General features: G+C 64.7%; 25 protein-coding genes and 1 other RNA gene. 11 read left to right on the plus strand and 15 right to left on the minus strand.

Going from position 1 to position 20,456, the window contains the following annotated elements; all coding sequences use genetic code 11:
• Positions 1 to 47 precede the first annotated feature (47 nt).
• From FKB36_RS00250 to FKB36_RS00275, 6 genes are all read left to right on the plus strand, one after another.
• On the plus strand, positions 48 to 599 hold the full coding sequence (locus FKB36_RS00250; RefSeq protein WP_261596024.1) for a DUF308 domain-containing protein: 552 nt from the start codon (positions 48 to 50) through the stop codon (positions 597 to 599).
• Positions 600 to 785: 186 nt separating this feature from the next.
• Positions 786 to 1,178, plus strand: coding sequence for a SpoIIAA family protein (locus FKB36_RS00255; protein ID WP_261596025.1), 393 nt, complete (start codon positions 786 to 788; stop codon positions 1,176 to 1,178).
• Between the two features lie 69 nt (positions 1,179 to 1,247).
• Positions 1,248 to 2,255: an AI-2E family transporter gene (locus FKB36_RS00260; RefSeq protein ID WP_261596026.1), complete on the plus strand. Its 1,008-nt coding sequence runs from the start codon at positions 1,248 to 1,250 to the stop codon at positions 2,253 to 2,255.
• Positions 2,256 to 2,312: 57 nt separating this feature from the next.
• Positions 2,313 to 3,338: a hypothetical protein gene (locus FKB36_RS00265; RefSeq protein WP_261596027.1), complete on the plus strand. Its 1,026-nt coding sequence runs from the start codon at positions 2,313 to 2,315 to the stop codon at positions 3,336 to 3,338.
• Between the two features lie 12 nt (positions 3,339 to 3,350).
• An RNA gene (gene ffs / locus FKB36_RS00270) (signal recognition particle sRNA) lies at positions 3,351 to 3,660 on the plus strand.
• Between the two features lie 11 nt (positions 3,661 to 3,671).
• The gene (locus tag FKB36_RS00275; RefSeq protein WP_261596028.1) at positions 3,672 to 4,625 is read left to right on the plus strand and encodes a malate dehydrogenase; all 954 of its coding nucleotides are present in this window, start codon (positions 3,672 to 3,674) and stop codon (positions 4,623 to 4,625) included.
• A gap of 25 nt (positions 4,626 to 4,650) precedes the next feature.
• Here FKB36_RS00275 and FKB36_RS00280 read toward each other — a convergent pair whose 3' ends face one another.
• The 3 genes from FKB36_RS00280 to FKB36_RS00290 are packed head-to-tail and all read right to left on the minus strand — an operon-like array spanning position 4,651 to position 5,719.
• Positions 4,651 to 4,905: an elongation factor 1-beta gene (locus tag FKB36_RS00280; RefSeq protein WP_261596029.1), complete on the minus strand. Its 255-nt coding sequence runs from the start codon at positions 4,903 to 4,905 to the stop codon at positions 4,651 to 4,653.
• Positions 4,906 to 4,907: 2 nt separating this feature from the next.
• Positions 4,908 to 5,072, minus strand: coding sequence for a zinc finger domain-containing protein (locus tag FKB36_RS00285; RefSeq protein ID WP_261596030.1), 165 nt, complete (start codon positions 5,070 to 5,072; stop codon positions 4,908 to 4,910).
• A gap of 44 nt (positions 5,073 to 5,116) precedes the next feature.
• Complete coding sequence (locus FKB36_RS00290) at positions 5,117 to 5,719, minus strand: amino acid kinase family protein (protein WP_261596031.1); 603 nt, start codon at positions 5,717 to 5,719, stop codon at positions 5,117 to 5,119.
• A 42-nt stretch (positions 5,720 to 5,761) separates the two neighbouring features.
• On the opposite strand from FKB36_RS00290, the gene FKB36_RS00295 reads away from it, so the two are divergent.
• Positions 5,762 to 7,435 carry a phospholipase D-like domain-containing protein gene (locus tag FKB36_RS00295; protein WP_261596032.1) on the plus strand — a complete coding sequence of 558 codons (1,674 nt, stop codon included), beginning with the start codon at positions 5,762 to 5,764 and terminating at the stop codon, positions 7,433 to 7,435.
• 4 nt (positions 7,436 to 7,439) lie between these two features.
• Here FKB36_RS00295 and FKB36_RS00300 read toward each other — a convergent pair whose 3' ends face one another.
• Positions 7,440 to 7,757 (minus strand): transcriptional regulator, encoded by a 318-nt coding sequence (locus FKB36_RS00300; protein ID WP_261596033.1) that lies wholly within the window; start codon positions 7,755 to 7,757, stop codon positions 7,440 to 7,442.
• Complete coding sequence (locus FKB36_RS00305) at positions 7,754 to 7,987, minus strand: winged helix-turn-helix domain-containing protein (RefSeq protein ID WP_048112957.1); 234 nt, start codon at positions 7,985 to 7,987, stop codon at positions 7,754 to 7,756. The genes FKB36_RS00300 and FKB36_RS00305 overlap by 4 nt, the downstream gene beginning before the upstream one ends.
• Positions 7,988 to 8,057: 70 nt before the next feature.
• Between FKB36_RS00305 and FKB36_RS00310 the strand changes: the two genes are divergently transcribed.
• Entirely contained in the window at positions 8,058 to 8,423 is a 366-nt protein-coding gene (locus tag FKB36_RS00310) for a hypothetical protein (protein WP_261596034.1), read from the plus strand.
• A gap of 1 nt (position 8,424) precedes the next feature.
• On the opposite strand, the gene FKB36_RS00315 is transcribed toward FKB36_RS00310, so the two are convergent.
• Positions 8,425 to 8,637, minus strand: a complete 213-nt coding sequence (locus tag FKB36_RS00315; RefSeq protein ID WP_261596035.1) for a hypothetical protein — start codon at positions 8,635 to 8,637, stop codon at positions 8,425 to 8,427.
• 152 nt (positions 8,638 to 8,789) lie between these two features.
• Between FKB36_RS00315 and codB the strand changes: the two genes are divergently transcribed.
• Positions 8,790 to 10,229 carry a cytosine permease gene (gene codB / locus FKB36_RS00320; protein ID WP_261596036.1) on the plus strand — a complete coding sequence of 480 codons (1,440 nt, stop codon included), beginning with the start codon at positions 8,790 to 8,792 and terminating at the stop codon, positions 10,227 to 10,229.
• Here the strand turns inward: codB and FKB36_RS00325 are convergent.
• The 3 genes from FKB36_RS00325 to FKB36_RS00335 all read right to left on the minus strand — a co-directional run bounded on the left by FKB36_RS00325 (position 10,148) and on the right by FKB36_RS00335 (position 11,150).
• A complete protein-coding gene (locus FKB36_RS00325; protein WP_390895680.1) occupies positions 10,148 to 10,660 on the minus strand; it encodes a ferredoxin-thioredoxin reductase catalytic domain-containing protein in 513 nt (170 codons plus the stop codon). The two genes, codB and FKB36_RS00325, sit on opposite strands and share 82 nt — an antisense overlap.
• Positions 10,653 to 10,928 (minus strand): glutaredoxin family protein, encoded by a 276-nt coding sequence (locus FKB36_RS00330; protein ID WP_261596640.1) that lies wholly within the window; start codon positions 10,926 to 10,928, stop codon positions 10,653 to 10,655. The genes FKB36_RS00325 and FKB36_RS00330 overlap by 8 nt, the downstream gene beginning before the upstream one ends.
• A 75-nt stretch (positions 10,929 to 11,003) precedes the next feature.
• Positions 11,004 to 11,150, minus strand: coding sequence for a hypothetical protein (locus FKB36_RS00335; protein ID WP_261596037.1), 147 nt, complete (start codon positions 11,148 to 11,150; stop codon positions 11,004 to 11,006).
• 61 nt (positions 11,151 to 11,211) lie between these two features.
• Here FKB36_RS00335 and FKB36_RS00340 point away from each other — a divergent pair, with 61 nt between their 5' ends.
• Positions 11,212 to 11,757 (plus strand): hypothetical protein, encoded by a 546-nt coding sequence (locus FKB36_RS00340; RefSeq protein ID WP_261596038.1) that lies wholly within the window; start codon positions 11,212 to 11,214, stop codon positions 11,755 to 11,757.
• A gap of 438 nt (positions 11,758 to 12,195) precedes the next feature.
• Here FKB36_RS00340 and ftsA read toward each other — a convergent pair whose 3' ends face one another.
• Together ftsA and FKB36_RS00350 are read right to left on the minus strand one after the other, a co-directional pair.
• Positions 12,196 to 13,551: a coenzyme F390 synthetase gene (ftsA, locus tag FKB36_RS00345; RefSeq protein ID WP_261596039.1), complete on the minus strand. Its 1,356-nt coding sequence runs from the start codon at positions 13,549 to 13,551 to the stop codon at positions 12,196 to 12,198.
• A gap of 43 nt (positions 13,552 to 13,594) precedes the next feature.
• The gene (locus tag FKB36_RS00350; RefSeq protein WP_261596040.1) at positions 13,595 to 15,103 is read right to left on the minus strand and encodes an SLC13 family permease; all 1,509 of its coding nucleotides are present in this window, start codon (positions 15,101 to 15,103) and stop codon (positions 13,595 to 13,597) included.
• 201 nt (positions 15,104 to 15,304) lie between these two features.
• On the opposite strand from FKB36_RS00350, the gene FKB36_RS00355 reads away from it, so the two are divergent.
• Positions 15,305 to 16,303, plus strand: coding sequence for a DUF3821 domain-containing protein (locus FKB36_RS00355; protein ID WP_261596041.1), 999 nt, complete (start codon positions 15,305 to 15,307; stop codon positions 16,301 to 16,303).
• A gap of 4 nt (positions 16,304 to 16,307) precedes the next feature.
• On the opposite strand, the gene FKB36_RS00360 is transcribed toward FKB36_RS00355, so the two are convergent.
• From FKB36_RS00360 to FKB36_RS00375, 4 genes are all read right to left on the minus strand, one after another.
• Entirely contained in the window at positions 16,308 to 16,625 is a 318-nt protein-coding gene (locus tag FKB36_RS00360) for a HEAT repeat domain-containing protein (RefSeq protein WP_261596042.1), read from the minus strand.
• Between the two features lie 63 nt (positions 16,626 to 16,688).
• The gene (locus FKB36_RS00365) at positions 16,689 to 17,864 is read right to left on the minus strand and encodes a putative hemolysin (RefSeq protein ID WP_261596043.1); all 1,176 of its coding nucleotides are present in this window, start codon (positions 17,862 to 17,864) and stop codon (positions 16,689 to 16,691) included.
• Between the two features lie 127 nt (positions 17,865 to 17,991).
• Entirely contained in the window at positions 17,992 to 19,812 is a 1,821-nt protein-coding gene (locus FKB36_RS00370; RefSeq protein ID WP_261596044.1) for a DUF2207 domain-containing protein, read from the minus strand.
• Positions 19,813 to 19,824: 12 nt separating this feature from the next.
• Positions 19,825 to 20,388: a LemA family protein gene (locus tag FKB36_RS00375; RefSeq protein ID WP_261596045.1), complete on the minus strand. Its 564-nt coding sequence runs from the start codon at positions 20,386 to 20,388 to the stop codon at positions 19,825 to 19,827.
• Positions 20,389 to 20,456 lie beyond the last annotated feature (68 nt).

Here is a 20,456-nt window from a genome sequence, read left to right on the forward strand (position 1 = left end):
CGGGACAGGTATATACTTATATACTGAACCGATGTCTTGACGGCGTTATGGCAAACGTAACATCCGGCGTCGGCAGGCCCGGGCTCAGCGCATCGGTTCCCCTGCCGCGGTGGCTCGTCCTGCTCCAGGGCATCATCGCCCTTGCCCTCGGCATCCTGCTTCTGGCGTACCCCGTCGGGGTCCTTCTCGTTCTCACCGTCCTCCTCGGCATATACTGGATGATCAACGGGGCATTCGTCCTCCTGAGCCTCTATTCGGACAGGTCCGACCGGGGATGGAAGGCGCTCGTCGGTGGCCTCGGGCTCCTCGCCGGCATCCTGGTTCTGGCCTACCCGCTCTACAGCACCGTCCTCCTTCCGTCGTTCCTTGCCATCATCGTCGGCGTGGCGGGGCTGGTCATCGGGGCCGTCCATCTGGTACGGGGATTTTCGGGCGCGGGCCTGGGAGCAGGAGTTCTCGGCATCGTGAGCATCATCTTCGGGCTCATTCTGGTTGCAAACCCGTTCATCGCCGCTCTCACGCTGGTGACGATCCTCGCGGTCCTCGCCATCATCGGGGGAGGGCTGACGATCGTCTTTGCCCTCTGGAGGCCCGCATAGCAAACCGGCCCGCATGGCACGACAGCGTCCCCCCTCATAACGAGGGGGCCGCCCCACAAGACCGCGATAGGGAGGCCGGCGGAGTATTGAACTCCTCCGGGTGGAGAGGCGAGATCGGTACACCGGTGGTGCATCTCCCGCCGGAGAGCCATACCTTTTTTTCTTCAGCGCGCTATAGGGGCACCCATGCTTGACCGGATGAAGGAGAGTTCAGGACCCGTGGTCGGGTTCCGCTTCGACGGGAAACTGAGCGAGAGTGAGTATACCACCCTTCTGGTCCCCGAGCTCGAACGAGCGATGAACAACCACCGGAACGCCCGCGTCCTCCTGAAGATCGAGGGGTTCCGCAGCTGGAGGCCGGGGGAGGGGTGGGACGCCTTCAGGGAGTGGCCCGACCTTGAGAGGGTCGACCGGATCGCCGTCGTCGGCGGAGAGCGGTGGCGGGAATGGATGAACCACCTCCCGGGACTCTTTGTCGGCTTTACCGGGGTCGATGTACGTTACTTCCCGGAGAGCCGTCTCCGGGACGCCTGGGGCTGGCTTCGCGAGGGGCTCGTGGTCATGATGGTTCCAGAATAAAGGGCAGAACCCGGGGTTGTGACGTATGAGGAGCCCCCCGACGACCCTAACTCTTCGAGGGGGGTGACCGTGCCCGCCCCCTCCCGCCTCGCATCCCTCACCCGGGTCGTCGTCATCGCTGCCGTCATCGCCACCGGCATGTACCTCGGCGCCGCGATCGTGAACCCGGTGCTCGTCGGGCTCGTCCTGGCGATCATCGTCACACCAACCGTGCACCATCTGCAAGAGCGCGGGGTGCCCCGGGTGGCGGGGGTGCTGGCGATGGTCGGGGCGATCGCCGGCGTCACTCTGCTGCTCGTCGCGCTCCTGAGCCTCTCGCTCATCGAGCTCGACAGCGCGCTGCCTGCTTACCAGGACCTCTTACAGGCGCAAATCCTGGGGCTGCAGTCGTGGTTTGCTGACCTCGGAGTCGGGGTATCGGCACAACCGCCCGAACCGCCGAACGGCTCCGTCCTCATCCCGCCGCTCTGGGAGATCCTTGCCGGACTCTCTCTCCTGGCCATCGATTTTCTGGTCATCCTGATAGTAACCGTCCTCATTCTTCTGGAGGCAGACGCGTTCCGGGGGCGACTCGCCCGGAGCCTCGGAACCGGCGCCATGGCGGAACTCAGCCGCGCCGCGAGCAGCCTGTCTGCATACGCATCCTTGCGCACCAGGAACGGGCTTGCAACCGGCATCGCCGTCGCAGTCCTCCTGCTGCTCCTCGGGGTCGACGCCCCGGTGCTCTGGGCGGTCCTGATCGTCGTGCTCGGCTACATCCCCTACTTCGGGACGCCTGTCGCATCGGCGCCCCCGATCGGGCTTGCCTGGCTCCAGGGTGGTCTTCCGGGGGCGCTCGCGGTTGCGATCGGCATCTTCGTCATCGACGTCCTCGCCCGTCGCCTCCTCCTGCCCTACCCTGCCGAGCGGGCGCTTGAGATCTCGCCACCGGTGATCGTCCTCTCGGTCCTCGCCTGGACGCTGGTGCTCGGTGTTCCCGGGCTGTTTCTGGCGGCTCCCCTGACATTACTCATAAAAGCGGCGCTCGCGGGTTCTGTTGAGACACGGTGGCTCGGGATGCTGATGGAGCGGACCTGATGCAGATCGGGACGGGCGACGAGCGCATATTTATGTCTCGACGCCTAACGCAGAGTCATGCACTGTCCGGTCTGCGGAGGCGACTGCGTCACGGACGCCCGCACCATCCTTGCGGAACTACCGGGCCGTTTCGCCCCGTGCCCCGACTGCATGGGGCTTGTCTACGACAAGTCGAGCCCTCCCCCCGATATCGATACGGCGGAGCCGTGCCCCTCCTGTGGAAAGCGGTTCATCGACGAGGTCTTTGCTGATATATACCGGGTGATGGCCGCCGAAGGGGATCTCGCCGGGACCGAACCCCTCGCCGCGGCCGGAACGCCGCTCGTCCACCCCGGGTTTGCGATGCGCTCCGCCCCCTACCTCCCGCCACGGTCGCTCGTCCTCCTCTCCCGGTCGGTCGGGGAGCGGGCGGCCGCCCGGCTGGTCGACGAGGTCCCCGAGGTCCGGGGGGTCGTCAGGACGGGGGCCGGAAGACCGGGGATCGGCGACACCGGTGCCGAGCCGCAGGCCTACACCCTTCTTGCCGGGTGCGACGTCCGGGCCGATGTATTCCCGACCCGCGCAGGATCGGTCGTCGTCTACAAACAGCAATCGGTCCTGCACATCGAGTTCTCCCGGGGCCAGAACGAGAAGATCCTCTCGCTCGAGCGCGAGATCGACCGGCACCGCCCGGAGACATTCGTCGACGCCTGTTCGGGCGCCGGAACCCTCGGTCTTGCCGCCGCCCGGGCGGGAGTCCCCCGGGTGATCGCGAACGACGCCTGGTACGCGGCCGCCTTCTGGACCGCCTGCAACATCGGGGTGAACCGGGAGTTCCTCGGTATCGAGGAGGTGGCGATGCACGCATCCTACGACGACCTCCGCCGCCGGCCGATCGCGCGGGATCCGGTCATGGTCGCCACCGCCGCCGGAACGCAGGAGATCGAGGTCTACCAGGGCGACCTGCGGCTGCTTTTTGCCGTCCTCCCGCCCGAGATCGATCTCTCTGCCCTCGACCTCTTCGAGAAGAACGACGGGCGCAAGGTCGAAGAGATCACCGGAGCCTGGCGTGCCCGGGTGGGCGGAGCTATTTTTATCCCATAGAATCCAGTATATACGGGGACTAGCCCGGGTGGCTCGGCGTCACCTGTCACCCGAAACCGCCGTCAGCGGGGGGCGAAGTCTGAGGAAGGCCGCAGCGGCCTGCAGGAACCTCTGCGTCCCGACGGAGAAGCCTCGTCCCATGAGGTCGGCGGAGAGGGATCAAAGCCCCGGAGGGGGCGGCGACCTTTTGCCGCGGGTACCGGTTCAGGCCCGGAAGGGAGCAGACTTACCGTGGACGTTCGGCGCCCATGGGGTTGCGGGGTGGAGGAGGGATGCTGCGGTGAATGCTTGTGCGCACGGTCGACCGAGGACGTGTCCCCAACGGCGATCTCCATGACAAAAGTAACGATTCTTGGGGCTACAGGGAACGTCGGCGCATTTGCGGCCCACACTGTATCCGAGATCCCCTACGTCAGCGACATGCTGCTCGTGGGAAGGCCCGGACGCGAAGATTTTCTCGCAGGTTGTTGCCGTGACCTATCCGACTCGTTTGCTGCACGCGGCACCGACGTCCGTCTCTCCTACAGCACCAGTCTTCTCGACGCGAAAGACTCGGACGTCATCATCTGCACGGCAGGGGTGCCCCGACGGCCGGGACAGGACCGAAACGACCTCGCCTTCGAGAACGCAAAGATCATTGCCGGGACCGCCGAGACGATCGGTCGAACATCGCCCGACGCCATCCTCTTTCTCGTCACGAACCCCGTCGACGTCATGACCGCCGTCGCCCTGAAGTATTCGGGGCTCCCGTCAAGACAGATCTTCGGCCTCGGAACACATCTCGACTCGATGCGCCTGAAGTCCCTGATTGCGCGGTACTTCCGCGTCCACGTCAGCGAGGTGCATACCCGTATCATCGGCGAGCACGGCGACAGCATGGTTCCGCTCTGGTCGGCGACGACGATCGGCGGCATCCGGATCACGAACCTGCCCACCTTCTCGGGACTGCCTGCGCAGGAGATGATCGAGGCCGTCAGGACGAGCGGCGAGGCGATCATCAGGGATAAGGGCTCGACCGTCTACGGGCCGGGTGAAGCGATTGCAACGCTTGTCCGGACGATCCTCGGAGACGAAAACCGCATCCTCACGGTATCGAGTTACATCAAGAGCGAGATCCACGGGATCGGCGATGTCTGCATCGGGGTGCCCGCCCGCATCAATCGCGACGGCGTCTTTCCGGTTCCACTCAGCCTCGAAGGGAGCGAAGTCGCCGGATTCAGCGAGTCGGTCAAGAAGATCCGCAGCGTCACCGCCGACGTGATGGAACGGCTCGAAGAGGCCCGCTAAGAAGAGTGGGTATCGAGGATCCCACTTACACAAGAGTAGATTCGACGATCTCGGCGCTTGCGACGCCTTCTATCTTCTGAAGCGCTGCTTCGACCTTATCGGGAGCGCCGGCACTGTCGGGGACGACCACGGCGGCTTTCAACGCCACGAGACCGAAGCCGATCGGCTCTTCCCGGATATCATCGACCGGGACGGCCGCCTTGATCGCCGCTTTGAGCGCTTCACGGTCGACTTCCGGCGACTCCGGCATTATCTTCACGATTATGGCTACGTTTCCCATGGTTATGGCCCCTGGAACCCACACTTCGGGCACGTATACCCTATGCTCTGCTCCCTGCACCGGTAGCACCGGCTGACCTGGTGCGCGCACGACGGGCATGGGAACCGGGTAGAGCCTTCTTCAGCCAGTGTGGCGTTACAGGAGGTACATCGTTCTCTCGCTGTCATCTTGCTTCCTCGAATGTTAACCTATCATATCGCTGCCGCAGCAGTTAAAATCTCGGATCGACGAGAGTCCCGATGACCGGCTCGTCACGGAGAGCACGACGGACACGGTCGTCGTGCCTGCCGTTGATCACCCGGGCAGCGATACCGTGTTCGAAGACAAACCGGATGAACGTGGGATCGACCTCGTCGGGGGTGATCGTGGGATCCTCGACGCGCTCGAGGAGTCTCCGACGGTGGTGGATGCCGTCGACCGATTTCAGGAGGAGGAGATCGGAGGAGAGTTCGCGGGCGACCCAGGCGGCGATGGTGTCGGAGGTGACGTCCCAGGAGTGGGGGAGGGGGTCGGACTCCCGGAGAGCGCAGTACGGGAGGAGGACTGTCACCCCGGCTGGAAGCGCGACGGCGGTGGTTGCCGGGATGCCGTGCGAGGCGATGTACCATGCGAACTGCTCCATGCCGGCGATCGCCATCCAGTGGGCGGCGTCCTCGGAGACGTCGAGCCGCCGGACGAGGTCGGCGAACTTCCCGCCGCCGGGCACGATCAGCACCGGGCGACCGGCCTCCCTGAAGAGGTCGAGCAGGGAGACGACCCGGTCGAAGAGGCTCCCTCCGACCTTGACAACCAGCGGGGAGCGAGGAGAATCCATATCGCTCTGCTATTAAACCGGCGATGACATAACTCTTTACGTATGCGCCGGATCGCCGCTGCCGTCCTGCTCCTCTGCCTCCTTGCCGGCTGTGCCGGCGCTGTCCAGATCGTCGAGTTCTGCCCGGACCCCTACCTGTCCGGCGATCTCGACGAGTACCTGGTCCTCGAGGGTGAGGGACTCCTCGACGGCTACGTCCTCTCGGACGGCGAGGGCGGCTACCGGTTCCCGCCGGGGACGCGGATCGACGGGCAGCTGGTGGTCGCGAGGAGCGGGGCCGCGTTCGAGGAGGTGCACGGCTACTTCCCCGACTTCGAGAGCCAGGAGCGGACGCCGGCCGTGCCGGACGTGATCCCGAACGGAAACCTCCTGATGGCGAACCGGGCGGACGAACTCCTCCTCTACCGGGGAACCACCCTCGTCCAGGAGATCGCCTGGCCCCGCGACGTCGCCGCACGGGAAGGGCAGATCCACTACCTCGATGACGGCGTCTGGGACCCGCGCCCGCTCTTTATCGGCCAGTCCCGGTTTGCACCCCGGACCTTCGAGGGGGTGGCGGTAGCCGCGTTCGCCGCCCCGGACTGCTCCTACGAGGTCTTCAGGGCCGCCGTCAGAGAGGCGAAGCGCGAGATCCTCGTGAACGTCTACGAGTTCACCGACGAGAAGATGGCAGGCGACCTCATCGCCGCCCGGGAGCGGGGGGTTACCGTGACCGTCCTCCTCGAGGGCGGGCCGGTGGGCGGCGTCTCGGCGGAGGGGCGCGCGGTCGCGGGCGCCCTCAACCGGAGCGGCATCCCGGTCCTCGCTATGACGACGACCGATGCCGCCCACGCGAAGTATCGCTACGACCACGCGAAATACATCGTCATCGACGGCAGGACGGTTCTCCTCGGGAGCGAGAACTTCAAGCCCGGCGGCTACCCGGCACCGGGGCTGCAGGGCAACCGCGGGTGGGGCGTCCTCATGAAAGACCCGGAACTCGCGGCCTACTTCCGGGAGGTCTTCTTCTTTGATGCGGTGGGCGGCGACATCGTCCCGCTCGAAGGGACGGCGGCCGAACTCTACACGCCCTGGGCGCCCGACTACACGATCGAGTTCGCCCCCTGCCGCGCGGAGGGGGCGCGGGTGACCCCGGTCATATCCCCGGATACGAGCGTCCTCATCCTCGAACTGATCGAGAGCGCAGAAGAGAACATCGCGATCGAGCAGGCCTACATCACAAACGAGACGGCCTCTGAACTCAACCCCTACCTCGCGGCCGCGATCAACGCCTCCCGGCGGGGTGTCACGGTGCGGGTGCTCCTCGACTCTGCCTGGTTCAACACCGAGGGCGACACGGACAACGACGAGATGATCGAGATCATCAACCGGATCGCCGCGGCCGAAGGGCTGCCGCTCGAAGCCCGGCTCGCCGACCTCGAAGCAAACAACCTGGCGAAGATCCACAACAAGGGCGTCGTTGTCGATGGAAAAGTGGTGCTCGTCAGCAGCATCAACTGGAACGCCAACTCACCGGCGTTCAACCGGGAGGCGGGCGTGATCGTCGAGCACCCGGATATCGCCGGGTATTACGTCGCCGTCTTTGAGGACGACTGGGAGGCGTCAGACGGGAGCGGAGGAAGCGGCCCGGAGCCCGACCGGCTCAAAATAGCGGCGGCAGCAGGCATACTCGTCGCGCTGACGGGGCTCTACCTCTACCGGCGGAGGCGCACCTGAGACGTCACCGGTTGCCGGCAAACTCAGTGGAGCGGCAGACGTCGCAGATGGTGATCGCCCCTTCACCGGAGGCGACGGCGGAGACCCACCGCTCGATGACCAGTTCGAGGTTGTCGGGGAGATCTTCCCGGTTGAACCCGCGCTTCCGGCTCATGTACTGGGATATCGCGGCCCTGCTGATCCCGAGGCGCTTCGAGGCCTCGCTCTGGCTGATCCCCCGCTCGTTCACCAGACGGTAGACCATCTCGGCACGCATCCTGGGGAGCAGGCTCCGCACAAGGGTGTCGCACCGCATGATGTCGCAGGGGGAGGGTTCGGTCATTGTGCAGACACCATCTGAGAGTCTTTGTACTCGTAGAGGATCTGGCGGGCATCCCTGAAGTTGAACTTCTCCACGATCATATCGTTGTCTTTGAGTCGTTTTAAAGCGTATCGGACGGTGCGGGGAGCAAGGCTGCTGAGGCGGACGAGCTCCTTGTGGGTCAGGGCACCCCCGTCCTCGAGCAGGAGAAGGATCTTTCTCGAGGAGGGGGGCAGGTTCACATCATCCATACAGGATAGTTAACGCCGTTAACATATCAAACTGACGGATGTTATTAGCCCGGACATCGAAGGGATTATCATGCTGGAACGGCAGGAGAAAGCGGCACTCACCGTCCTCGTATGTGTCGTCGGGATCGTGCTTGCGGCGCACCTCCTCTTTAACGCCGTCGGCCGACCGCTGGTGGCGGAGCCGTACTCGCCGGAGGTCCCGGACGGGGCGCTGGTCCTCCTCGAAGGGAGCATCGAAGGGATCACGAAGACCTCGAGCGGCGGGCACCTGATCCTCACTGTCAACGGCACCGCGGTCTTTCTGCCGGAGAACGTGGCTGTCGGGCTTGAACTGCACGAAGACGAGAACGTAACGCTGTACGGGGTCGTCCAGACCTATCGCGGGAAACGGGAGGTGGTGGTAGCCTCCTCCAGGGACATCCAGGTACGAAAATGACCTACTTCCTCGTGTAGAAGATATCGGCGTCGTCGCCATCCCCGAAGAGGGGCTCTCTCCGCCGGGACTTCCCGCGGCTCTCTTCCTTCTTCGCAGTCTCCCGTTCGGGCTCCTGGCGGGCGGGGGCCGGGCCCTCGTCGGGCATCTTCTTCCGTCCCCCCTCCACGCCGGAACCGGTGGGGAGGTCTCCGTCGTTGATCCGCACCCTCGGCATACAGGATAATCATCCTGTCCGATATATGACTTCTCTGGATCAGCAGGCGGCTATGTGTGGTTTTTTCGGTATACCGCGCCTCATATCCGCCTCCGGCAGGGTGAGGATACCGGGAGGGAGGGGCAAGACCGCATAAGATCGGTTTTCCCCACATGGCGCGCCGCCGCGCGGAGATTGAACGGCAGAAACATCCGGAAAGAATTTTCTCTTTCCGGGAGAGATACTCAATCATCACGAGAACGACAGCAACCCGGGCGGAGAGGGGCGACGGCGGGCCGGAATGGAGCGGCACGGAGGATTACCCGCTCTCCGCGGTTCCGGAAGACGCGCGGCGTGGATTCTGGCCGATGACACTGGTGCTGCTCGGGTTCACCTTCTTCTCCGCCACGATGTGGGGCGGCGCGAGCATCGGGGTTGCGTTCCCGCTCTGGCCCGATCTCGCTCTGGTCATCCTCCTCGGGAGCGCGATACTCGGGCTTTACGTCACCGGCCTCGGCTACGTCGGTTATAAGAGCGGGCTCTCCACCGTCCTCTCCGCCCGGTTCGCCTTCGGCGACGCAGGGAGCCGGTGGCCCGACATCCTCCTCGGGCTCACTCAGATAGGGTGGTACGCCTGGGGAACCGCGACGATCACGATCGCCCTTGCCCGCCTGCTGAACCTCGATGCAGGGTGGCAAGCGCCCCTGATGGTCGTCTTTGGGTTCGCTTTCTGCCTGACGGCGTATATCGGCTACCGTGGGATTGCAGCCCTCTCCCTCTTCTCGGTTCCGGCGATGCTCATCCTCATCGCCGCAAGCGCCTCGGTCGCTCTCGGGGACGCCGGGGGCGCCGCCGATCTCCTCCCGCCGGGCACCGTGGAGACGCTTACGGTCGCCGAAGCCCTCACGATCGTCGTCGGCACCTTCGTCTCCGGCGGCACCCAGGTCGCGAACTGGACGCGCTTTGCCGGGTCGCCGCGCACCGCCGTCGGTTCCACGTTCATCGCTTTCTTCTTCGGGAACGGGCTGATGATCGCTGTCGGGGCCTTCGGCGCCGCCGTCTACGGCCTCTCCGACGTCGTCGAGGTGCTGGCGGTGCAGGGCCTTCTTGCCGCCGGCATCCTGATGCTCTTCCTGAACATCTGGACGACCCAGGACAACACCATCTACAACTTCTCGGTCGCCGGATGCCACTTCTTCAGGACAGGACGGCGAAGGTTGATCACCTTCGCCGGCGCCGCTGCAGGGACGCTGCTCGCGCTCCTCGGGATGTACAACTGGCTGATCCCCTACATGGTCATGATGGGGGTCTTCATCCCTCCGCTCGGCGGGGTGATCATGGCCGACTTCTTTATCCGCCACCAGGGACGCTACCCCGAACCCGGCGAGGAGGCCGTCCCCCGGTTCAACCCGCAGGGGATCGCGGCGTATGCCACCGGCTCCCTCGCTGCCCTCCTGGTTCCGGGCATCCCCCCGCTGAACGGCATTGTCGCCGCGTTCCTCGCCTACGCCTGCCTCGTCCGGCTCCCGGCTCACATGAACCGTTCGAACCGGTCGCGGGGAACCCGGCAGATGGGGCAGATCTCGGGCGGAACGTTGCGGGCGCAGAGGTAGCCGCAGACCCGGCACCGCCAGACCGGGTAGTTCAGGGTTCCCGGTGCGCGGTCTGCCGCGGCTCGTTCCTCCTTCCGCCGCCTGCGCTCCGCCGGGGGCGGCCGCCGTTCCGGGACAAGGGCGGCGGCACGTTCCCCGCCCTCCACGTCGGCGGTGACGTAGAGCGCGCAGTAGCAGGCCCCATAATCGGAGAGATCGGGATCGCGGTAGTCGCAGGGGCAGATGATGTCGAGGTCGTCGTCCCGGTCTCCCGAGGCAAGCCTGCAGGGGCAGGAGATGTAGCCATAACGTTCCCGGTTGGCAAGCAGGCCACGGACGAGATCGCAGGTGAACCCCTCATCAGGGTTCAGGTGGTATCCGCCGGCCTCCGCCTCCTCTGCGAGGTCCTGCATGAGCCGGTCCACCTCCCCGTCACTCACCGCATCAGGCACCGACCGCCTCCCGGATCTCGTCCTCCCGGAACCCCACGATCACCTTTGCATCACCGAAGACGACCGTCGGAAACGAGAGCCGGGGGTTCCAGTGTTCGACCTCCCTGACCACGCGGTCGCGCTCCTCCCCCGCAAGCAGGTCCACGTAGACGTATGAGAACCCGACGCCGAGGTCGGTGAGAAGTTCCTTTGTCCGGGCACACCAGCCGCAGGTGCTCAGGGCGTAGAGGATCACCCTGCCGCGGTCCTCGCCGGGAACGTTCTGCATCTCAGCCAAAATATTCCTCCATCTCATCCCGCTACGGAGGCCGAAGATAAGTATCTTGCCCCAAAAGAGGGGCGGTCAGGGGGAGGGGCCGGCACCGTCCCGGTATGTCGCCGGGTCGTCCGCCGCTTCGATGAACATCTCGTCCGAGAACGGGGGTGTCGAGGCCCCGGCGACGAACTCGCAAAGCACCGACGAGGGATTCACGGCAGAGGGGAAGTCCATGTCCCGGCAACCGAAACTTCTTATCCAGCCGTGCAGGAAGGAGAATGTGGTGAATCGAGGCATGGATACCAGGAAAGTTGCCGGACTCGCGGCCGCGCTCATGCTCGCGGCATGCATCGCGTGCACCGCCGCAGCGCAGGAGATGGGCATCGAAGAGATCGGGACGGTCACCGCCGGCGAGACCGTCACCATCGGCGGAACGACGAACCTCGCCCCGGGCAACCGTCTGCTCATCACGGTGACGCCGGTCGGATTTGCACCGACGAACAAGTCCGTGCCTTCCGGGGCGGGAGGGACGGCCGGAACGGCCGTTGTTGAGGGGGGAGACGCCGCCGCGAAGACCTGGTCGTTTGCGGTCGACACGACCGGGTTCGAGCCCGGGGAGTACATTGTGACCGTGGAGTGGGTCGAGGGCGACGCCACCGCAAGCACCACGTTCACCGTCGTCGAGGCGGCGGCGGTGACCCCGACGGCAACACCAACCGCCACCACACCGCCGACGACGGCAGCGACGACGATCCCCACCCCGACCACGGCGGGGCCCGTTCTCCCGGTGGCGGCGGGCCTCGCGGCAGCGCTGGCCGGATACCTGGTGCGGCGGCGATAGAGGGCGAAGTACGATAGTCTGTCAGGAACGGAGTGTGAGCACCGAAGGTGCGAAGTGCGAGTTGCCTATACCCATCTACCGATCTTCGCGGATTGAAGCCTACGGATTCTCAAACTCCTTCCCCAAAGGAGAAGTCGTCCTTCGCGTGAGTTAACGGTTTATAAGCGAAGATACGGCCTCACGCGAAGAACGCGAAGCCGCGAAGTGCGACGGTTCGTAGAACCGGAGCATGAGCACCGCTAGGTGCGAAGTGCGAGTGTAGCGAGCATGAGAGGCCATCAGGCTTCGAAGGGGAGTTACAGATAATTATACCGAACTTCGCGTTCTTCGCGGCTTCGCGTGAGTTAACGGATACAGATAACAATAAAGTCTCACGCGAAGAACGCGAAGCCGCGAAACCCTGTGTCCCAAAACGAGCCCCCGCATTTCCCGCACTCCTCACCGCCGGTCGACGATCCGCTTCGGCCGGCCGGGCGCCCGGTGGAGTTCGAGCCCGCCCGGCGGCGTGACGCTGCAGAGGATCTGGAGCGACCCGTCCTCGTATGCGCCAGAAAGAGCAGGAACCGAGCGCAAAAGGGAGGCAAGGAACGTCTCTTTGATCTCGTCCTCATCGACGCGGGCGGGATCGAAGCACTCCATGCTCACCCGGAGGACGGTCTCCCCCGCCTCGTCGCCGCCATAGATGAACGCCTCGTACTCCCCGTTCAGGTGAACCATGTTCTCGGGCGCAAAGACCGCCGCCTCCACGTCCACCCGGTTGAGCGGGACATCTCCGATCCGGATCGTCTCCGCCTCCCGCCGGGGGGAGGCGATCCGCATGTGCGTCCGCCCGCACCCGCACCGCTCCCGGGAGACGACCGAGCAGGTATCCTCCGTATCGTAGTTGATGAGGAGTGTCCCCGCCCTCTTTCCCGGCGCAAGGAGCGTCGTGTAGACCAGCCGCCCCGTCTCGCCGTCATGGACGAACCGGTTCATCCCGGGGTCGTAGAGATCGAAGTGAACCAGATCCTCGGGGACGTGGAGCCCTGCCTGGCGGGTGCACTCGCCGCACATCGTCCCCTCGGTACTCCCGTAGGAGTTGTAGACCGGGCATCCCCAGACCTCCTCCAGGTAGCGCCTCGACTCCGGGGCGAAACTCTCGCCCCCGACGACGAGGCGCGCGACACCCGCATCCTGCGGCGGGTGCCCTTCCGCCTCCATCCTGCGGGCGAGCCGCAGGAGCTTGAAGACGCTCCCGATCAACGCCGTCGGGCGGTACTGCTCCAGCACCCTGACCGGGAAGGTGCACTTCCCCTCCGGGACGATCGCCATCCCGATGTCGCGGGCGGCGAGGGTCATGGTGTTTGCCCCGACGTTCATCCCGTAGGAGGCGCAGACCACCACCCGGTCGCCGGCCTCGAAGCCCTGCGAGACAAAGAGCCGGGCATACTTCTCCGCATACCGCTCCCAGTCCTCCCAGGTGAGGAAGAAACTCTTCGGGATACCGCTCGTCCCGGAGGTCTCGTTGACCGTGAAGACCGCTTCCCAGGGGACGCTCTTGAAGCAGAACTCCTTCTCGTGCGGAGGCTGGTATCGCCGGATCGTCGCCCCGGAGACGATGGGCAGCTCGCGGAGGTCCTCGTGCTCCCGGATCGCCTCCGGGCGGATGTTGTGTCGCGTAAACCACCGGCGGTAGAAGGGCGAATGCTCCGTCGCGTACCGGACGGTCAGGCGGATCCGCTCGTCGATGAGGAGATCGAGATCCGATCGCGCGAGCGTCTCCACCGCCGGGTCGTGGTATCGGTTACCTGTCATCCGGCCGGGATAGACGCACGAGATAAAAATAGGTGCCGGGGGATTAGAGCGCCCAGGCAGGAATGTCGAAGGGGATACCGAGCGCCCAGAGGACGACCGTGTAGAGGCAGATCATCCAGAGCCCGACGCCGACGAGGTCGAGCGCCCAGCCGGACTTGAGGAGGTCTTTCGCATCGATGTAGCCGGTCCCGTAGGCGACGGCGTTCGGCGGGGTGGCGACCGGGAGCATGAACGCTATCGAGGCGCAGACCGCGGCGGTCATCATCAGGATGATCGGGTTGATCCCCACGCTGATGGCCGTGACCGCCATGATCGGCATCATGATGGCCGCTATAGCAGTGTTCGAGGTGATCTCCGTGACAAGTGAGGTTCCCAGCGCCACGATGGAGATCAGGAGGACGATCGGGAGCCCATGGATAAGCGTCAGCGACTCGACGATCGCCGCAGCAAGCCCGCTCTCGAGGAACCCGCTCGAGAGGGCGATACCGCCGCCGAAGAGGAGGAGGATCCCCCAGGGGATCTTCACCGCCCACTCCCAGTCCATCGTGAAGATGCCCTCCTTCGTGTCGACCGGGAGGACGAAGAGGAGGAGCGCGCCGAATATCGCGATGGTGGAGTCCTTGATCCCCGGGAAGATCATATCGAGACCCGGGACGATGAACCCGCCGATATCCTTCGTCTGGGCAAACACCCAGGCGAGGGCGGTCAGGGTGAAGACGATCAGCGTCCACCGCTCTCCGGTCGAGAGCGAACCGAGTTTCTCAAGTTCCTCGCGAATGAGCCCCTTTGCGCTCGGGAGAGTCGTCACCATCCGGCGGTAGGAGACCTGCGTGAGCCAGATCCAGGCAATGAGGAGGAATATGGCGGCGAACGGGACGCCGAACTTCATCCAGGTGAAGAAGTCGATGGTGGGCGCGTCGGGAAAGATCGTCGCGAGCTGGGAGATGAAGATCCCGTTCGGGGGAGTGCCGATGATCGTCGCAATCCCCCCGATGCTCGCGGCGTAGGGGATGGATATGATCAGGCATTTTGCAAGTACCGCCTCCTTCCCTTCAAGGTTCTCAAGCGCATGATCAGTCCCCGGCAGGATCGTCAGGATGATCGCGACCGCGATCGGGATCATCATCATCGTCGTCGCGGTGTTCGAGATCCACATCGAGAGGAACGCGGTGGCGATCATGAACCCGAGCACCAGGCGGCGCGGACTTGTCCCGACGAGACGTATGATGTGCAGCGCGATACGCCGGTGCAGGTTCCACCGCTGCATCGACATCGCGATGATGAACCCGCCGAGGAAGAGGAAGATCACCTCATTGCCGTAGGATACCGCCACCTCCACCGGGGAGAGGATGCCGAGCGCCGGGAAGAGGACCAGCGGGAGGAGTGCGGTCGCCTCCAGGGGGATGACGCCGGTGACCCAGAAGAGGACCATAAGGACGGTGACGGCCAGAACGGCCTTCGCCTCGGGCGCAAGAACAGTGGGATCGATGGGGATCGCCAGGATCGCGAAGAAGATGAGGAACGATGCGATAATGAAGGCGACCTTTTTCATCTTCAGGGATTGGCGAAGAGAATATTTAAGCGTAAGGAATCGAATTGCACCCGATTCTGAAGGAGGACAGCCAGATCCGGGATACCGGCGGCTTCCTTCCCATGACCGGGAGAGGCGCACCTCGGCCGAACAGGGCCGGGTGTGGGGGGTCGCCGCGCCGCCACACCAACCTATATCAACAAAATCAGCACAGGGAATGTCATGAGACCGGATCGGATCTTCAGGCGAGGTTTCGCCATCCTCCTTGCCGTCTGTTTCCTTGCCCTCTGTGCCGGAGAGGCCGGGGCCCGCGGGCCGACGATCAACGATATCCAACCCCACGACACCATCTTTGTCCACGAGGAGGGGCTCAACCTCACGCAGCTCCGCGACCCGGCCACGAACAGCCCCGTCACGGAACTGCGGAGATACCAGGACGACAACCCCGACCGGGGTCTCGAAAGGAGCATCCCGGTCGGTGACGACACGGACTTCGAGGTGCAGGAGTTCTTCCTGGGCGGAGACTACGGGACATACTACGCCTTCAACCCCACCGACGGAGCGACTGCACAGGTCATGATCCGTGAACCGCGGCTCTTCATGGATGTGGTGCTCGCGAACCCCCATCACAACGAGCCCCTGGAAGGGCTGACCGTCTCCCCGAACACCCGGATAGCCTTCAGGATAGCCGCCCCCGACGTCGGGGCGTTCTACCAGGCGGGCGGGGTCTATCCGGCGACGATCGATATCGTGCTCACCACACCGGGCGGCGCCGAGACGACGATGATCGGCGGGGTCAACATGGCCGGGCTCAACGTCAGTTCGACCCGGTTCTACACCGATGACCCCGACAGGCCCGGCGCGGTCCGGATCGGTGATATCGGGCGGCCGGGGGAGTACTCCATCCGGGCGGTATGGAGGACGCCTTCGGGGTTCGACGCCTACGCTCCCGACTCTGAAGCGGTGACGTTCACGGTAGCAAACCGTGTCGGGGTGGAAACGACCCCAACGTCGACGCCCACCGCAACCGTGACGGCCGCGCCGACGCCGACAACGGTTCCGCCGACCCCATCCACGACCTCCGCAACCGTGCCGGCCACCCCGACGGTGGTCGAGACGACGGGGCCGGCAACCCCGACACCGACCGCAGCGCCGCTCCCGGCCGCCCTGGCTGCAGCAGCGGTCGGGTTCGCCCTCGCGCTCGCCGGCAGGCGCAGGTAGAGGATCAGCAGAACCGGCAGCCGCAACCGCCGGCCGCGTCCCGGATACGGCGGAGAGCGGCGGCCGCCCATTTTACGACGGCGGGGTCGGTGTCCTCGAGCGCCTCCATGAGCGCCGGAACCGCTCCCGCATCCCCGATCATCCCGAGGGTGTAGGCCGCCCACATCCGGAGGCGGGGATCGGGATCGTCGAGGAGAGAGAGCAGCGGCGGGAGGGCAGCCGGGCCGATGGCAGCGATCTCCGCCGCCGCCGCCATCCGGTCGGCACTGCTGCCGGCGCGGAGGATACCGATCAGCGCATTCGTTCTGTCCGTCACATCCATGGTTGCTCTTCGCTGCGGAAGGGGAAAAAGGTACACGCGACGCTTGTGCTCTCCCAAAAAAGGTCAGTGGGTCTGCCGGTAGTAGTCCCACTCATCCCTCTCGGTGCCGTTTGCAAAGATGCAGACGCCGTACTCGCTCCCGTCGGGGTTCTGCCGGATCTCGTAGGCGTGGCCCTGCTCGATGCACCAGGCCGCGGCCGGGTTCGCGATCCCGGCAGTCTCGCCGCATGCGGAGCAGGCCCACGGGACGGCGAGGATCTCGACCGGGGTTCCCCACTGCTGGAGGGTCATGGTATCGTGGGAGACTTGACCGACGAAGGCAAGGCGCATCCCGTCGACGCGATAGGTCTCGTTCAGGTCGAGCGGGAGGTACTTCGCGCCGTCGTCGGCGACGATACCGTAGAACCCGCCCTCGAGGTCGACATAAGTGACCGTCCCGGTCGTTGCGACGTAGGTCGCGTTCCCTGCCCTATCGATGGCGATGACTTCGACGGGGGTGCCCCACTGCTGGAGGGTCATGGTATTCTCCTTGACCAGAGCAGCGAACGTCACGTTCGTGCCGTCGACCGCCCGGGTCTCGTTCAGGTTGAGCGGGAGGTAGTTGCCGTCGCCGGCGACGAGGCCGTAAAACCCGCCTTCAAGATCGATGTAAGTGACCGTGGCGTTCCCGGAGACGAGCAGGACGCCTTCAATCACCTCGATCGACCGGATCTCCACAGGGGTTCCCCACATCTGGATTCCAGCTGCATCGTCCTGCACGTCGGCGCTGAACTGCACCGAAAGACCGTCCTGCCGGTACTCCGCCGGGAGGTTTCCGGGCAGGTAGTTCCTGCCGTCATCGGTGACGAGGCCGTAGAACCCGCCCTCGAGATCGATGTAGGTGACCGTAGCGTTCGCCGCGACCGTCCGGCGGGTGTCGCCCGCCGCGATCTCGACAACCTCGGCCGGCGTCCCCCACTGCTGGATGGTTGCCGTTTCGTTCATGATATCGACGACGAACGCGACGCGGAGGCCGTCCTGCCGGTACTCCGCCGGGAGGTCGGTGGGGAGGTAGTGCTCGCCGTCATCGGCGACGATACCGTAGAAACCGCCTTCAAGATCGATGTAGGTGACCGTTCCGTTCCCGGAGACGCGGTCGGTCGCCGTCTCATCTCCCCCGGCGGCGATGCAGCCGCAGGCGACGATGGCCCCGAAGAGAACGAGGACGATGACCATATAGTTCGGATTGGATCCCGTCATAAGCATCAACACCGATACATTGCGCCGTCCGGGGTAAGTAAATTGCCTTAACTACGAAGGGATTCGGAGTTATCCGCCCGAAGAGACTTCGGGCACCAGCCGGGAAAAAAGTTATCGAAAGGAGCGGTCAGCGTCCCCCGACGCCGCCGCCGCCAAAGCCGCCGCCACCGCCGAACGACCCGCCGCCACCGAATCCGCCGCTGCCGCCGCCCGAGGACGGCGGGGAGTAGAGGACGATCGGGGCGAAGATCACCGGCATGTTCGAGTAGAGCGGCATCCCGACGTCCGGAAGATCGATACGCAGGTTCTTCATCGCCTCCTCCACTTTATCGCCGAGACCGAGCGCCGTCCCGTAGACCAGCCACTCTCCCCACATCGAGAGATCAGCGGGGGAGTATTGCCGGATCAGCGCGAGATCCGAGAGGAAGTAGGAGAACGCGTCCCACTCGAGTTTCTCCTTGTAGCGGTCGCCTTTCCAGAACCCAAAGAGCGTCGAGGGGAAGAGGGCCGCGATCCCGACCTGGACCGCGGCGATGAAGGCGAGGACGCTTGCCGGAATCAGGAGATAGGCCGCGCCCGGCGCGAGGATGAACGCGAGGATGGCCAGCCCGCACGGGATGGCGCCGAGGAAGATGAGCGGGAGGATCATCGTCCGGCCGTCCTTGATATACCGGTAGGCGAGCGAGGTGTCCACGTCCCGGGTCAGGCCGGCAAGCGACTGCTGGTACTGCTCGATCCGGTGCTGGTAACCGGGGCTCCGCCGGGCGGTCCGGGCGAACTCCTCGAGTTCGGCGGTGTCCACGACGTGATCGTCGGCTATGTTGCCGAGGAAGTTGAGCACCCGCTGCTCGTAAGGATCGGCCGACTCTCCCGAGAGGATCTGGACCGTGACGCCTTTACCGTCCGGTTTTTCAGTCACCACGATCTTCTTCTGCCGGTGAAGATCGAGGACCGTCGCGTAGAACCCGTCCTCGTCGAAATCGAGCGCGTCGCCCTTGAAGAGGAGGTTCACCTGCCAGGGCTTCAGCGCAGTGTTCGGCGTGAAACTCAGGTACTCCGGCACGGTGAACTCCTTCTCCCTGCCGTAACGGAGGTAGGCGCCGAGAAGGACGAACGGCATCGCGAGGACGAGGACGGTCGCAAGGGTGTAGAGGACACCCGCCGCCGCATAGAGGAGGGAGGGCCAGCGGTGGGCGTCGGCCGTCTGCTGCTGCACGCCCGGGACGTACTCGGGGAATCCGCCGATCTCTTCCATGAACGCGGGATCGAGGATCATCTCGATGTTCAACGCGTCGTCCTGCGTGGCGGTTCCCGTGATGACGACCGAATCCGCCGTCCGTTCGACCTCAAGGGTCGGGGGGTGCGTGTAGACCTCCTCGATCTGCCCGGCGAACGGCAGCGTGACCCGGAGGCTGCGGAAGGGGATGTGCTCGTCCACGAGTTTCAGGTTCAGGTGTGCCCATTCCTCGTCGTACTCGACCGGTGGCCGGACAATATAGCGGTACTCCACCGTATAGGTGCCCGGGGCGAAGTAGCCGGGGTTGTAGAGGCCAACCTCATTATCGAACGCAAGACCCCGGATCGTCGAGATATCCGAAGAGGTCGGGCTCCCGGCAGCAACCTGCACCTCGCCCCAGTCATCTTTGACGTAGCCGATAGTTCCGGGCGGGGCGGTCATCCCGGCAAACTCGATATGCGGCCGGTCGATGCTCCCGAAGGTGAGCGGCGCGTCCCAGTAGCGAAAGAGCATCCGGTACTCGCCGGCGGATCTGACGTCGTAGGTGTAGCGTTCGACCAGGGTCCCGTTCGCGTAAAAGACCGCGTCATAATGCTGGACGTCCAGGTCCCCCCGGAAGAGAGCGGGGAGCGCGGCCGCTCCGGCGACCGCCAGCACCCCGACGACCAGGGTGACGGCGAGAAGGGTGAGGATCTGTTGCCGCTCAGTCATCCGCATGATTCATCAGAACGCTATTGTCGGGACGCGCTCGATCTCCTCGCCGAACTCCAGGTACTCGAGTTTCGAGAAGCCCATGGCGCCTGCGATCAGGTTCGAAGGGATCGTGTCGGTCATGGTGTTGTACTGCTGGGCGATGTTGTTGTAGGTGTAGCGGTGCCGGGCGATCTCGTCCTCGACCCCTTTGACCGCGCCCATCAGGTCCTTCACCGTCTGGGAGGTCTTGAGATCGGGGTAGTTCTCCGCGACCGCGAGCAGCCGCCCGAGAACCGACCGCGACTCGCGCTCGATCTCGTTCAGGTCGCCCGGACCGGCGCTGCCGACACGCGCCCGCATCGCGGTCACCCCGGTCAGGGTCTCCTTCTCGAAGGTCGCGTAGCTCTTCACCGCGCCGAGAAGCTGCTCGATCATGTCCAGCCGCTTCTTCATCGCGACCTTCACCTGCCCGACCGTCGCTTCGGCGGAGTTTTTAAGGGAGAAAAACCGGTTGTAGATGCCGATTGCCGCCGCCGCGATGCCGATGACGACCAGCACCACGACGCCGATGAGGACAAGGGAGATGATGTCCAACGTTGTTCACCAATATGTTATGGATTCTGCGGCGTATTTAAGTGATAACCTCGAGGTTGCATCGAGAG

Source organism: Methanoculleus formosensis, assembly GCF_025384765.1.
GTDB lineage: Archaea > Halobacteriota > Methanomicrobia > Methanomicrobiales > Methanoculleaceae > Methanoculleus > Methanoculleus formosensis.

Bases quoted from the DNA above. Each gene is read 5' to 3' on its own strand.
- FKB36_RS00310 (WP_261596034.1), top strand. From the start codon at position 8,058: ATGCTGGAACGGCAGGAGAAAGCGGCACTCACCGTCCTCGTATGTGTC.
- ftsA (WP_261596039.1), bottom strand. From the start codon at position 13,551: ATGACAGGTAACCGATACCACGACCCGGCGGTGGAGACGCTCGCGCGA.
- FKB36_RS00285 (WP_261596030.1), bottom strand. From the start codon at position 5,072: ATGACAGCGAGAGAACGATGTACCTCCTGTAACGCCACACTGGCTGAA.
- FKB36_RS00315 (WP_261596035.1), bottom strand. From the start codon at position 8,637: ATGCCGAGGGTGCGGATCAACGACGGAGACCTCCCCACCGGTTCCGGC.
- FKB36_RS00255 (WP_261596025.1), top strand. From the start codon at position 786: ATGCTTGACCGGATGAAGGAGAGTTCAGGACCCGTGGTCGGGTTCCGC.
- FKB36_RS00250 (WP_261596024.1), top strand. From the start codon at position 48: ATGGCAAACGTAACATCCGGCGTCGGCAGGCCCGGGCTCAGCGCATCG.
- FKB36_RS00280 (WP_261596029.1), bottom strand. From the start codon at position 4,905: ATGGGAAACGTAGCCATAATCGTGAAGATAATGCCGGAGTCGCCGGAA.
- FKB36_RS00350 (WP_261596040.1), bottom strand. From the start codon at position 15,103: ATGAAAAAGGTCGCCTTCATTATCGCATCGTTCCTCATCTTCTTCGCG.
- codB (WP_261596036.1), top strand. From the start codon at position 8,790: ATGGCGCGCCGCCGCGCGGAGATTGAACGGCAGAAACATCCGGAAAGA.
- FKB36_RS00370 (WP_261596044.1), bottom strand. From the start codon at position 19,812: ATGACTGAGCGGCAACAGATCCTCACCCTTCTCGCCGTCACCCTGGTC.
- FKB36_RS00355 (WP_261596041.1), top strand. From the start codon at position 15,305: ATGAGACCGGATCGGATCTTCAGGCGAGGTTTCGCCATCCTCCTTGCC.
- FKB36_RS00360 (WP_261596042.1), bottom strand. From the start codon at position 16,625: ATGGATGTGACGGACAGAACGAATGCGCTGATCGGTATCCTCCGCGCC.
- FKB36_RS00330 (WP_261596640.1), bottom strand. From the start codon at position 10,928: ATGCAGAACGTTCCCGGCGAGGACCGCGGCAGGGTGATCCTCTACGCC.
- FKB36_RS00290 (WP_261596031.1), bottom strand. From the start codon at position 5,719: ATGGATTCTCCTCGCTCCCCGCTGGTTGTCAAGGTCGGAGGGAGCCTC.
- FKB36_RS00265 (WP_261596027.1), top strand. From the start codon at position 2,313: ATGCACTGTCCGGTCTGCGGAGGCGACTGCGTCACGGACGCCCGCACC.
- FKB36_RS00300 (WP_261596033.1), bottom strand. From the start codon at position 7,757: ATGACCGAACCCTCCCCCTGCGACATCATGCGGTGCGACACCCTTGTG.
- FKB36_RS00340 (WP_261596038.1), top strand. From the start codon at position 11,212: ATGGATACCAGGAAAGTTGCCGGACTCGCGGCCGCGCTCATGCTCGCG.
- FKB36_RS00365 (WP_261596043.1), bottom strand. From the start codon at position 17,864: ATGACGGGATCCAATCCGAACTATATGGTCATCGTCCTCGTTCTCTTC.
- FKB36_RS00295 (WP_261596032.1), top strand. From the start codon at position 5,762: ATGCGCCGGATCGCCGCTGCCGTCCTGCTCCTCTGCCTCCTTGCCGGC.
- FKB36_RS00335 (WP_261596037.1), bottom strand. From the start codon at position 11,150: ATGGACTTCCCCTCTGCCGTGAATCCCTCGTCGGTGCTTTGCGAGTTC.
- FKB36_RS00275 (WP_261596028.1), top strand. From the start codon at position 3,672: ATGACAAAAGTAACGATTCTTGGGGCTACAGGGAACGTCGGCGCATTT.
- FKB36_RS00305 (WP_048112957.1), bottom strand. From the start codon at position 7,987: ATGGATGATGTGAACCTGCCCCCCTCCTCGAGAAAGATCCTTCTCCTG.